Genomic DNA, 11,976 nt, shown 5'->3' with positions numbered 1-11,976 from the left:
CTCCCGCCCCGTAGGTAACAAGATGGACCGTCCAGCGGCCCCCGGGCAGTAGCACCTTGAAGCGTGCGGGACAATGGAGTACGTGACTCGGATCGTGATCATCGGTGGCGGACCCGGCGGATACGAAGCGGCGCTGGTGGCAGCGCAGCTCGGCGCGGAGGTGACCGTCGTCGACTGCGACGGTCTGGGCGGAGCGTCGGTGCTGACCGACTGCGTGCCGTCGAAGACCCTTATCGCTACGGCCGAGGTGATGACCACCTTCGACTCGTCGTACGAAGAGCTCGGCATCATCGTCGCCGACGACACCCCTCCCCTGGAGCAGGCCGCCCGCGTGGTCGGCGTGGACCTCGGGAAGGTCAACCGTCGTGTGAAGCGGCTCGCGCTCGCGCAGTCCCACGACATCACCGCCTCCGTCACCCGCGCCGGCGCCCGGGTGCTGCGCGGCCGCGCCCGCCTGGAGGGCATGCAGGCGCTCGACGGCTCCCGCAAGGTCGTCGTCCGGGCCGCCGACGGCACCGAGGAGACCCTCACCGCCGACGCCGTCCTCCTCGCGACCGGCGCCCACCCCCGCGAGGTGCCCGACGCCCAGCCCGACGGCGAGCGCATCCTCAACTGGACGCAGGTGTACGACCTGACCGAGCTCCCCGAGGAGCTCATCGTGGTCGGTTCCGGTGTCACCGGTGCCGAGTTCGCCGGCGCCTACCAGGCGCTCGGCTCCAAGGTCACCCTCGTCTCGTCCCGTGACCGGGTCCTGCCCGGTGAGGACCCGGACGCCGCCGCCGTGCTGGAGGACGTCTTCCGGCGCCGCGGCATGAACGTCATGGCCCGCTCCCGCGCCGCCGCCGCCAAACGGGTCGGCGACCGGGTCGAGGTCACCCTCGCCGACGGCCGTGTCATCACCGGCAGCCACTGCCTCATGGCCGTCGGCGCCATCCCCAACAGCGCGGGCCTCGGTCTGGAGGAGGCCGGCGTCAAGGTGCGCGAGTCCGGGCACATCTGGACCGACAAGGTGTCCAGGACGACGGCTCCCGGTGTGTACGCCGCCGGTGACGTGACCGGTGTCTTCGCCCTCGCGTCCGTGGCCGCCATGCAGGGCCGTATCGCCATGTACCACTTCCTCGGCGACGCGGTGGCCCCGCTCAACCTCAAGACGGTCTCCTCCAACGTCTTCACCGACCCGGAGATCGCCACGGTCGGCTACACCCAGGCGGACGTGGACGCGGGCAAGATCGACGCCCGGGTCGTGAAGCTGCCGCTGCTGCGCAACCCGCGCGCCAAGATGCAGGGCATCCGCGACGGCTTCGTCAAGATCTTCTGCCGTCCCGGCACGGGCATCGTCGTCGGCGGTGTGGTCGTCTCGCCGCGCGCCTCGGAACTGATCCATCCGATCTCGATCGCCGTCGACAACAACCTGACCGTCGAGCAGATCGCGAACGCCTTCACCGTGTACCCGTCCCTTTCGGGCTCGATCGCCGAGGTCGCCCGCCAGCTCCACACCCGCAAGGAGACGGGCGAGAGCTAGGGTCCGCCCCTGCGGCCGAAACCGACTCCCCGCTGGTCACAGGGAGTTGTCGACCATTCGCACGGCATAGTCGGGGGGCGTAGGCCCTATACCACTTCCGACCCTTCTGTGCGAACAACTTCTGTTATTCGGCGCATACTGCTGAAAGCAGACGGTCGTTGGGGTTACTGTCAGTTTCGTGTTCGCTGCAGAACGTCGCCAATTGATCCTCGAAATGGTGCGAGCCAACGGGGCTGTATCGCTCCGTGAGCTCGCCCGCGTCGTCCAGACCTCCGAAGTGACCGTACGGCGGGACGTGCGCGCACTGGAGGCAGAAGGACTCCTCGACCGCCGACATGGCGGTGCGGTATTGCCGGGCGGGTTCACGCGGGAGTCCGGCTTTCCGCAGAAATCACATCTCGCGACCGCCGAGAAGACGGCCATCGCCGACCTCGCCGCGAACTTCGTCGAAGAAGGCGAAGCCATCGTGGTCGGGGCGGGTACGACGACACAGGAGCTGGCCCGTCGGCTCGCTCGCGTGCCCGGGCTGACCGTCGTCACCAACTCCCTGCTGGTGGCTCAGGCGTTGGCCCATGCCAACCGGGTCGAGGTCGTGATGACCGGCGGCACGCTGCGGGGCTCCAACTACGCGCTGGTGGGCTCCGGTGCCGAGCAGTCCCTTCAGGGGCTGCGGGTCTCGCGGGCCTTCCTGTCCGGGAGCGGACTCACCGCCGAGCGCGGTCTGTCCACGTCCAACATGCTCTCCGCCTCCGTCGACCGGGCGCTGGTGCAGGCCGCCGCGGAGGTCGTCGTCCTCGCCGATCACACCAAGCTCGGTGCGGACACGATGTTCCAGACCGTGCCCACGGATGTGATCACACGGCTGGTGACCGACGAGCCTCCGGCGCACGACGACCGTGCGGCCACGGAGTTGCAGGCGCTGGCCGACCAAGGTGTCCAGATCGCTGTCGCCGGGGGCTCGGGGAGTGATTCGGTCCCCCCGCGCCAACCTCGCCGGGACGTGTCCCTCCCGGGGCCACGGCGCGGGGTGCCCGGAGCGGGGCTGAGGGCCGCGACGGCGCTCAGTGAGCCGGCGGCGGGGGCGGAGCAGCAGCGGGCGGCGCGGGTCGCGGATATGCGGCGGCGTTAGGTCGCCTACTCGCCGTAGAGGGTCGTAGTGCTGCGCGAGTGCCGGTTCATTGTGGCTGGTCGCGCAGTTCCCCGCGCCCCTAGGTGAGTCCTCGCAGGGTCAGTAGTAGCAATCTGTCCGCCAAGTCCGGGTCTGCCGGCGTCTCTTCCGCCGCCAGTGCGATGGCATGCGTCAGCTGTAGCAGGTCGCCGATCGCCACGTCCTCGCGGACCGTACCCGCCTTCTGTGCGCGTGCCAGTAGTGCACTGCCCGCTTGTCGGATCGGGCCGTTGCACCGGGCCAGGGCCGAGGTGTTGTCGGACGACACAGACATCAGGGCGCGTGCCAGACCCCGGTATTCGCCTGCCTGGGCGACCATCTCGCGCAGCCATGTCACCAAGGCCGCGCAGGGATCCGGGTCGGTCAGGAGCTCTTGGGATCGAGCCAGCAGGTCGTTGACCGCGTCCTCGAAGACCGCGCTCAACAAGGCGTCGCGGTTGGGGAAGTGGCGGTAGAGGGTGCCGATGCCGACGCCCGCGCGGCGGGCCACGTCCTCCAGGGACGCCTCGGCGCCGTGGGCGGCGAAGGCGGTGCGGGCCTCGGCGAGCAGACGGTCGTAGTTACGGCGGGCGTCCGCGCGCATGGCGCGCGCCGACGCGGGTGCCGTCGTGGCCTCCAGGTCCCCCATGGCTCCCACCTGCCCTCTCTCACGCCCCCGATGTGCCTCCAGGATGCCATCGTGCACGAAGACGGAGCGCCCGGCGGACTGGCTGCTCCAGTCCGCCGGGCGCTCCGGGATGTCGTACGACTGCTGGAGATCAGTCCTTGATCTCGCAGATCGCCGCACCCGAGGTGAGCGAGGCGCCGACCTCCGCGGCCAGGCCCTTGATGGTGCCGGACTTGTGCGCGTTGAGCGGCTGCTCCATCTTCATGGCCTCCAGGACGACGACCAGGTCGCCCTCCTTGACCTCCTGGCCCTCCTCGACGGCGATCTTGACGATCGTGCCCTGCATCGGGGAGGCGAGGGTGTCGCCGGAGGCGACGGGGCCGGACTTCTTGGCCGCGCGGCGCTTGGGCTTGGCGCCCGCCGCGAGGCCGGTGCGGGCCAGGGACATGCCGAGCGAGGACGGCAGCGAGACTTCCAGGCGCTTGCCGCCGACCTCGACGACGATCGTCTCGCGGTCCTTGTCGTCCTCGTCCGACTCGGTGTCGGAGGGGGCGGCGAAGGGCTTGATCTCGTTGACGAACTCGGTCTCGATCCAGCGGGTGTGGACCGTGAAGGGGTCCTGGCCGCCGGTCAGCTCCGGTGCGAACGCCGGGTCCTTGACGACCGCGCGGTGGAACGGGATGGCCGTGGCCATGCCCTCCACCTGGAACTCCTCCAGGGCACGCGCGGCACGCTGGAGGGCCTGCTCACGGGTGGCGCCGGTGACGATCAGCTTGGCCAGCAGCGAGTCCCAGGCCGGGCCGATGACCGAGCCGGACTCGACGCCGGCGTCGAGGCGGACGCCCGGACCGGACGGGCCGTTGAACACGGTGACCGTGCCGGGGGCCGGGAGGAAGCCGCGGCCCGGGTCCTCGCCGTTGATACGGAACTCGAAGGAGTGGCCGCGCAGCTCCGGGTCGCCGTAGCCGAGGGCCTCGCCGTCGGCGATGCGGAACATCTCGCGTACGAGGTCGATGCCGGCGACCTCCTCGGTGACCGGGTGCTCCACCTGGAGACGGGTGTTGACCTCCAGGAAGGAGATCGTGCCGTCCACGCCGACGAGGAACTCGACGGTGCCGGCGCCGACGTAGCCGGCCTCCTTGAGGATCGCCTTCGAGGAGGAGTACAGCTCGGCGACCTGGGCCTCGGAGAGGAAGGGCGCGGGGGCCTCCTCGACCAGCTTCTGGTGGCGGCGCTGGAGGGAGCAGTCGCGGGTCGACACGACGACCACGTTGCCGTGGCTGTCGGCCAGGCACTGCGTCTCCACGTGCCGCGGCTTGTCCAGGTAGCGCTCGACGAAGCACTCGCCGCGGCCGAACGCGGCCACCGCCTCGCGGACGGCGGAGTCGTACAGTTCCGGAACCTCTTCGAGGGTGCGGGCGACCTTCAGACCGCGACCGCCACCACCGAAGGCCGCCTTGATGGCGATCGGCAGGCCGTGCTCCTCGGCGAAGGCGACGACCTCCTGCGCACCGGAGACCGGGTCCGGCGTACCGGCGACCAGCGGGGCGCCGGCGCGCTGCGCGATGTGCCGGGCGGCCACCTTGTCGCCCAGGTCGCGGATGGCCTGCGGGGGCGGGCCGATCCAGATCAGCTCCGCGTCCAGGACCGCCTGCGCGAACTCGGCGTTCTCGGACAGGAATCCGTAGCCCGGATGAATGGCGTCCGCACCCGACTCGCGCGCCGCGTTCAGGACCTTCTCGATGTCCAGGTAGCTCGTCGCCGGGGTGTCACCACCCAGGGCGAACGCCTCATCCGCGGCGCGGACATGCAGAGCGTCCCGATCCGGGTCGGCGTAGACGGCCACGCTCGCGATGCCGGCATCCCGGCAGGCCCGGGCCACGCGGACAGCGATTTCGCCACGGTTGGCGATGAGCACCTTGCGCACGATTGAGGCTCCCTCCTTGAAACAAGCCGAGTTTAGGGACTGCCGACACGGCACTTCGACCCGTCCCCACTGGTGAGCTTGCCCACACGGAGCGTGATACGAGGCTCGCTCGACCCGCGAAATCCCTTGTCGCACCTAGGTACGCAGGATTCCTCCCGGAAACCCTAGCCCTCCTCTGTGGCCAAGGTCTCTGTGAGAGCGTGCTGCGGACCACTCGCTTTCTTTGTGGAGTCCCTACGAATGGCCCAACGATTCTTTGCCCTCCGTAGAACCCTTGTCCCGCGGTTTACCCGTTAGTAGCGTTCGCGTGTATCGAACGTACTTGAGGTAACAAGAGCTCGGCTTGAGAGTGGGTGGGGGCCGGTGGTGCGCAGACCGGTGGCATGGATCGTGGCGGTCGTGCTCTTCGTCGAGGGGCTCGGCATCGCCGCGGTGCAGTGGTTCATGGGTGTCGTCGTGGACCGGCAGGACATGTCCCTGGCGGGACTGGACCCGGACGTGATGTCGTGGTCGTCGAAGATCGGCGGGATCGGCTTCGGTCTCTACTTCGCGCTGTGCGGCCTGGTCGCGCTGCTCGTGGCATTGCGGAACCGGCCGCCGGCCGGCCTCGGCCGCGTCCTGCTGATCAGCGCGGCCGTGGTGCACGCGCTGCTGGGCGCGTTCGCGTGGGGGCTGCTGGGCTGGTCCGAGTTCGTGTTCATGGTGGTCGTGCTCGGCCTCATAGTGCTGCTCCTGATGACGTACGACCGTCCTCAGGAGCCCGTCGACGCGAAGCCGGACGCCCCCGAGGGGGACCCGGAGGGCCCCGGGGCGGGACCGGAGCCGGAGGCGCCCGAGGGGGATGACACGAGCCCTGTCAGGCCTGCGCCGGCGCCCACAACTCCGTGATGCCGACGCCCAGTCGGGCCAGCAGCTTGCGGACGAGGGGCAGGCTGATGCCGATCACATTGCCGTGGTCGCCGTCGATGCCCTCGATGAACGGCGCCGAGCGGCCGTCCAGGGTGAACGCCCCGGCGACGTAGAGGGGTTCGCCGGAGGCGACGTACGCGGCGATCTCCTCGTCGGTCGGTTCGCCGAAGCGGACGACGGTCGAGGCGACGGCGGAGACATACCGTCCGGTCACGGTGTCGTAGATGCAGTGCCCGGTCTGGAGCGTGCCCGCGCGGCCGCGCATCGCCTTCCAGCGGGCGGTGGCCTCCTCCCGGTCGGCGGGCTTGCCGAGCGCCTCGCCGTCCAGGTCGAGGACGGAGTCGCAGCCGATCACCAGCGCGCCCTTGACCTGGGGCTTCGCCGACACGACGGAGGCCTTCGCCTCGGCCAGGGCGAGCGCCAGCTCGGCGGGGGTGGGGGCGGTGACGGCGTCCTCGTCGACCCCGCTCACCAGTACCTCGGGGGTCAGTCCGGCCTGCCTCAGCAGGTTGAGCCGGGCGGGGGACTGCGAGGCGAGGACGAGTCGGCGGCGCGGCTGATCAGTCATACGGTCAGCGTATCGGCGTCCGTCAGCCGACGCCGAGCACGATCATCGCGAGCACCATGGCCAACGCCAGGAAGAGTCCCAGTCTCCGCAGCATGTCCTGCATGTCGCGCAGTTCCTTGGGCGGCTCGTTCTCGGGGTCGGACCACAGCATGCCTCCAGGGTGCGCGGGAGGTGCGGGGCGGCGCCTGAGTACGCGTACTCAACTTCACCAAAAGGGTCTGAGGTTCCGTTACTCTGTCTTCTGTTAAAGGAACTACAGTCCCGTTTGGAAGGTCGTGCCATGTTCACCACCGTCTGGACCGCGTCACCCCAGCTGCCGAGCGAGGGCTTCACGCCCAACTGGTCCCGGGAGGGCTTCTGGCGGCAGTCGCTGCGTCAGGTCGTCCGGCTGAGCGGGGGCGGGGACCGGGTGCGGGTGCGGCTGTCCCACGCGTACGGCACCTCGCCGGTGCGGATCGCGGGCGCCACGGTGGGCCCGCGCACACGCCTCACCTTCGGGGGCGGGCCCACCGTCGAGATTCCCGCACGAGGGGAGGTCGTCAGCGATGCCGTGCAACTCGCCGTCGCGGCGGGGGAGTCACTGGCGGTCACGCTGTACTTCGACACGGCGACCGGGCCCGCGACCTTCCACGCACAGGCCTTCACGACCAGCCTGCGGGGCGAGGGGGACCTGCTGGACGACGTGGCCGGGGAGGGGTTCGACGCGGCGAGCGAGTCCTGGTACTTCCTGAGCGCGGTGGAGACGGACGCCGGGCGGACGGACGGGGTCGCGCTGTTCGGGGACTCCCTCACGGACGGGTTCGGATCCACCCCGGGTGCGGACCGGCGCTGGTCGGACGCGCTGGCCCGGCTGACAGGGCGGCCCGTCCTGAACGCCGGGATCGGCGGGAACCTGCTCCTCAACGACTCCGCGTGGTACGGGGAGAAGGGGGTCCACCGGCTGCGCCGGGACGTCCTGGACCGGCCCGGCGTGGACACGCTCGTCGTGTTGCTCGGGCTCAATGACATCGGGTTCAGCGAGACGGACGAACAGCCGACGTACCGGCCGGCGCCGGTGCTGGAGGCGGACGACATCATCGCCGGGCACCGGGAGTTGATACGGCAGGCCCGGCAGAGCGGCCTGCGGGTCGTCGGCTGCACCCTGCTCCCCTTCGGCGGCTCGGACCACTGGGGCGAGCACGCGGCCAAGGTGAGTCACGAGGTCGACGAGTGGATTCGCCGCTCGGGGGAGTACGACGCCGTGGTGGACCTGCGACGGGCGATGGCCGATCCGAGGGACCCGGACCGGCTGAACCCTGCCTACGACTTCGGCGATCACCTGCACCCCGATGACGTGGGGTACGAGGTGATGGCCGAAGCCGTGTCGGCGATCCTCTAACCGGGCCAGCAGGAACGTGCCCAGGCCGTCCGCCCCGGCCGGGGCAGACGGTGTGCCGCGATGCGGGACGGGTCCGACCACCCGTCCCGCTGTTCGGGGGCGCCGGACGGCGTGGCCACCGCCGCGGCGCGGGCCCGGACCACCGCCAGGGCGGCGGCGAGCTCCTCGGGGGTGGGGTTGCCCCGTACGACTCTGATCGTCACAGCGGCTCCTAGAGGGGGATGTTGCCGTGCTTCTTCGGGGGCAGGGACTCCCGCTTGGTCTTCAGCTGGCGCAGACCGCGGACGATGTGGCGGCGGGTGTCGGACGGCATGATGACCGAGTCGACGTAACCGCGCTCGGCGGCGATGTAGGGGTTGAGGAGGGTGTCCTCGTACTCCCGGATCAGCCGGGCGCGGACCGCCTCCAGATCCTCCCCGTTCGCCTCCGCCTCGGCGATCGTGCGCCGGTGCAGGATGTTGACCGCGCCCTGGGCGCCCATGACGGCGATCTGGGCGGTCGGCCAGGCGAGGTTGAGGTCGGCGCCCAGGTGCTTGGAGCCCATGACGTCGTAGGCGCCGCCGAAGGCCTTGCGGGTGATCACCGTGATCAGCGGGACCGTGGCCTCCGCGTAGGCGTAGATCAGCTTGGCGCCGCGGCGGATGATGCCGTCGTGCTCCTGGCCGACGCCCGGCAGGAAGCCCGGCACGTCCACGAAGGTGATGACCGGGATGTTGAAGGCGTCGCAGGTGCGCACGAAACGCGCCGCCTTCTCGGACGCCGTGATGTCGAGGCAGCCGGCGAACTGCATCGGCTGGTTGGCCACGATGCCGACCGGAGCGCCCTCGACCCGGCCGAAGCCGGTGAGGATGTTCGGCGCGAACAGGGCCTGCGTCTCGAAGAACTCGGCGTCGTCCAGGACGTGTTCGATCACCGTGTGCATGTCGTACGGCTGGTTCGCGCTGTCCGGCACGATGGTGTCCAGCTCGCGGTCCTCGTCGGTGAGGGCGAGGTCCGCCTCCTCCGGGAAGACCGGCGCCTCGGAGAGGTTGTTGGACGGCAGGTACGACAGCAGCTGCTTGACGTACTCGATGGCGTCCTTCTCGTCGCCGGCCATGTGATGCGCCACGCCCGACACCGAGTTGTGGGTCCGGGCGCCGCCCAGCTCCTCGAAGCCGACGTCCTCGCCGGTGACCGTCTTGATGACGTCGGGGCCGGTGATGAACATGTGCGAGGTCTGGTCGACCATCACCGTGAAGTCGGTGATGGCGGGCGAGTACACCGCGCCGCCCGCGCACGGCCCGACGACCAGGCTGATCTGCGGGATGACCCCTGACGCATGGGTGTTGCGGCGGAAGATCTCGCCGTACGCGCCGAGCGAGGCGACACCCTCCTGGATGCGCGCACCACCCGAGTCGTTGATGCCGATCACCGGACAGCCGGTCTTCAGCGCGAAGTCCATGACCTTGACGATCTTCTGGCCGTAGACCTCGCCCAGGGCGCCGCCGAAGACGGTGAAGTCCTGGGAGAACACGGCGACGGGACGCCCGTCGACGGTCCCGTACCCGGTGACGACACCGTCGCCGTAGGGACGGTTCTGCTCCAGGCCGAAATTGGTGGAGCGGTGCCGGGCGAACTCGTCCAACTCCACGAAGGAGTCCTCGTCGAGCAGCAGCTCGATCCGCTCACGGGCCGTCAACTTGCCCTTGGCATGCTGTTTCTCGACGGCGCGTGCGGAGCCGGCGTGCGTCGCTTCCTCGAAACGGCGCTGGAGATCCGCGAGCTTGCCCGCGGTGGTGTGGATGTCGATCTCTTCCGGCTCGGACATCGGGGGTCGGCTCCCTGCCTGCTCAAAAGGGGGACGGTTACTCATCCGTAGAGTAGTGGTGGGGCTACCGGTCGGCAGTGCGGCGTTTCACACACATACTGTGGCTTGCATGACGCCGCGAGATGCTTCAGACGACAGCCGTTGGTCCGACCTCGATCGTCCGCCCCTCAACGGGGCCGCGCTGCGGCGAGGGCTGGTGCGGGACGGTGGGCACGGGGGGCTGTACTGCGACGTGGACGTCGTGCAGCGCACCGGCTCCACCAACAACGACCTGGTGGGCCTCGCCGTGAAGGGGGACGCCGAGGAGGGCGCGGTTCTCGTCGCCGAGGAGCAGACGGCCGGGCGGGGCCGGCTGGACCGGCAGTGGACGGCACCGGCGCGCTCCGGTCTCTTCTTCTCCGTCCTGCTGAAGCCGGCCGGCGTACCGGTGGCCCGCTGGGGCTGGCTGCCGCTGCTGACGGGCGTGGCCGTCGCGACCGGGCTGTCCCGGGCCGCGGGCATCGACACGGCACTCAAGTGGCCCAACGACCTGCTGGTTTCCATCGGAGGCGAGGAACGCAAGGCCGGCGGGATCCTCGCGGAGCGGGCCGGTGAGGACGGGGTCGTCGTCGGCGTCGGCATCAATGTCACGTTGCGTGAGGAGGAGCTCCCGGTCCCCCAGGCGGGCTCGCTGCTGCTGGCCGGAGCGATCACCACGGACCGTGACCCCCTGCTGCGGGCCGTGCTGCGCTCCCTGGAGGAGTGGTACGGGCGGTGGCGCGAGGCGGGGGGAGACCCGGTGGCGAGCGGTTTGCAGGAGACCTACGCGGCGGGCTGCGCGACGCTGGGGCGGACGGTACGCGCGGAGCTCCCGGGCGACCGTTCGATCACCGGGGAGGCGGTGGCGGTGGACGGCGACGGCCGTCTGGTGATCGCGACGCGGGAGGGCGTGCAGGAACCGGTGGGAGCGGGAGACATCGTTCACCTGCGACCGGCGTGAGCCGCACGCACCCAAGTGGTGCGGCCGACCTTCGGCTCCACGGGAGTGAGCTACGGCACACCTGACGTAAAGTAAAGCCCGGTCGATAACTGACCGCGGCAGATCGGAAGGGCAGCAGGCGTGACCGTCGACGACACGGGTTCCGGCGCGGACACGAACGGCGCCACCCCCGGAGGGGACCCGCACCCGCTCGCCGTGCGTCTGGAGGCGCTGATCCTCGGCGCGGAGCGCCGCTACACGCCCTTTCAGGCGGCCCGTACCGCCGGTGTCTCGATGGAGCTGGCCACCCGTTTCTGGCGGGCGATGGGCTTCGCGGACGTCGGCCAGGCCAAGGCGTTCACGGAGGCCGACGTCCTCGCGCTGCGGCGCCTCGCCGGTCTGGTCGAGGCGGGGCTGCTGAGCGAGGCCATGGCCGTACAGGTGGCGCGCTCCACGGGGCAGACCACGGCCCGTCTCGCCGAGTGGCAGATCGACTCCTTCCTGGAGGGCCTGACCGAGCCCCCGGAACCCGGCATGAGCCGCACCGAGGTGACGTACCCGATCATCGAGCTGCTCCTGCCCGAACTGGAGGAGTTCCTCGTCTACGTCTGGCGCCGCCAGCTCTCCGCCTCGGCGGGCCGGGTCGTGCAGGCCGCCGACGACGAGGAGATGGTGGACCGGCGGCTCGCGGTCGGGTTCGCCGACCTCGTCGGGTTCACCCGGCTGACCCGTCGTATGGAGGAGGAGGAACTCGGCGAGCTCGTCGAGGCCTTCGAGACCACCGCCGCCGACCTGGTCGCCGCGAACGGCGGACGGCTCATCAAGACCCTCGGCGACGAGGTGCTGTACGCCGCCGACGACGCGGGTGTCGCCGCCGAGATCGCGCTGCGGCTCATCGAGACGATGGCCAACGACGAGACCATGCCGGAGCTGCGCGTCGGCATCGCCTTCGGCACGGTGACCACCCGTATGGGCGATGTCTTCGGTACGACGGTGAACCTCGCCTCCCGGCTGACCTCGATAGCTCCCCGTGACGCCGTCCTCGTCGACAGCGCGTTCGCCGAGGAGCTGATCCGCACCACCGAGGCCCCGGCCTCCGAGGCGGAGGCCGCCGAGGCCGCGGCCGCCGCCG

General features: G+C 70.3%; 12 protein-coding genes. 6 read left to right on the top strand and 6 right to left on the bottom strand.

What is annotated here, in order from left to right; all coding sequences use genetic code 11:
* The first annotated feature begins 73 nt into the window (after positions 1-73).
* Positions 74-1,522 (top strand): NAD(P)H-quinone dehydrogenase, encoded by a 1,449-nt coding sequence (locus HLK59_RS43510; protein ID WP_171147201.1) that lies wholly within the window; start codon positions 74-76, stop codon positions 1,520-1,522.
* Between the two features lie 178 nt (positions 1,523-1,700).
* Entirely contained in the window at positions 1,701-2,651 is a 951-nt protein-coding gene (locus HLK59_RS43505) for a DeoR/GlpR family DNA-binding transcription regulator (protein WP_171147200.1), read from the top strand.
* A gap of 79 nt (positions 2,652-2,730) precedes the next feature.
* Here HLK59_RS43505 and HLK59_RS43500 read toward each other — a convergent pair whose 3' ends face one another.
* Both HLK59_RS43500 and HLK59_RS43495 read right to left on the bottom strand, forming a co-directional pair.
* Positions 2,731-3,273: a TetR/AcrR family transcriptional regulator gene (locus HLK59_RS43500; protein ID WP_171147202.1), complete on the bottom strand. Its 543-nt coding sequence runs from the start codon at positions 3,271-3,273 to the stop codon at positions 2,731-2,733.
* Positions 3,274-3,448: 175 nt separating this feature from the next.
* Positions 3,449-5,224: a biotin carboxylase N-terminal domain-containing protein gene (locus HLK59_RS43495; RefSeq protein ID WP_171147199.1), complete on the bottom strand. Its 1,776-nt coding sequence runs from the start codon at positions 5,222-5,224 to the stop codon at positions 3,449-3,451.
* Between the two features lie 363 nt (positions 5,225-5,587).
* Between HLK59_RS43495 and HLK59_RS43490 the strand changes: the two genes are divergently transcribed.
* A complete protein-coding gene (locus tag HLK59_RS43490) occupies positions 5,588-6,112 on the top strand; it encodes a hypothetical protein (RefSeq protein WP_171147198.1) in 525 nt (174 codons plus the stop codon).
* Here the strand turns inward: HLK59_RS43490 and HLK59_RS43485 are convergent.
* Together HLK59_RS43485 and HLK59_RS52175 are read right to left on the bottom strand one after the other, a co-directional pair.
* Positions 6,081-6,701, bottom strand: a complete 621-nt coding sequence (locus HLK59_RS43485) for a nucleoside triphosphate pyrophosphatase (RefSeq protein WP_171147197.1) — start codon at positions 6,699-6,701, stop codon at positions 6,081-6,083. The two genes, HLK59_RS43490 and HLK59_RS43485, sit on opposite strands and share 32 nt — an antisense overlap.
* Before the next feature lie 22 nt (positions 6,702-6,723).
* Complete coding sequence (locus HLK59_RS52175) at positions 6,724-6,852, bottom strand: hypothetical protein (RefSeq protein WP_095046738.1); 129 nt, start codon at positions 6,850-6,852, stop codon at positions 6,724-6,726.
* A 129-nt stretch (positions 6,853-6,981) separates the two neighbouring features.
* On the opposite strand from HLK59_RS52175, the gene HLK59_RS43480 reads away from it, so the two are divergent.
* Positions 6,982-8,079 (top strand): SGNH/GDSL hydrolase family protein, encoded by a 1,098-nt coding sequence (locus tag HLK59_RS43480; RefSeq protein WP_171147196.1) that lies wholly within the window; start codon positions 6,982-6,984, stop codon positions 8,077-8,079.
* Here HLK59_RS43480 and HLK59_RS43475 read toward each other — a convergent pair.
* Both HLK59_RS43475 and HLK59_RS43470 read right to left on the bottom strand, forming a co-directional pair.
* Positions 8,076-8,282, bottom strand: a complete 207-nt coding sequence (locus HLK59_RS43475) for an acyl-CoA carboxylase subunit epsilon (protein WP_171147195.1) — start codon at positions 8,280-8,282, stop codon at positions 8,076-8,078. The two genes, HLK59_RS43480 and HLK59_RS43475, sit on opposite strands and share 4 nt — an antisense overlap.
* 8 nt (positions 8,283-8,290) lie before the next feature.
* Entirely contained in the window at positions 8,291-9,886 is a 1,596-nt protein-coding gene (locus HLK59_RS43470) for an acyl-CoA carboxylase subunit beta (protein WP_171147194.1), read from the bottom strand.
* A 109-nt stretch (positions 9,887-9,995) separates the two neighbouring features.
* Here HLK59_RS43470 and HLK59_RS43465 point away from each other — a divergent pair, with 109 nt between their 5' ends.
* Positions 9,996-10,865, top strand: a complete 870-nt coding sequence (locus HLK59_RS43465; protein ID WP_171147193.1) for a biotin--[acetyl-CoA-carboxylase] ligase — start codon at positions 9,996-9,998, stop codon at positions 10,863-10,865.
* Between the two features lie 120 nt (positions 10,866-10,985).
* Positions 10,986-11,976, top strand: a 991-nt coding sequence (locus HLK59_RS43460; RefSeq protein ID WP_171147192.1) for an adenylate/guanylate cyclase domain-containing protein, incomplete at its 3' end; no start/stop codon positions are given.

This window comes from Streptomyces sp. S3(2020) (genome assembly GCF_013044505.1).
Taxonomy (GTDB): domain Bacteria; phylum Actinomycetota; class Actinomycetes; order Streptomycetales; family Streptomycetaceae; genus Streptomyces.
Note: the sequence above shows the minus strand (reverse complement) of the source record. Positions and strands in the feature narration are given on the sequence as shown.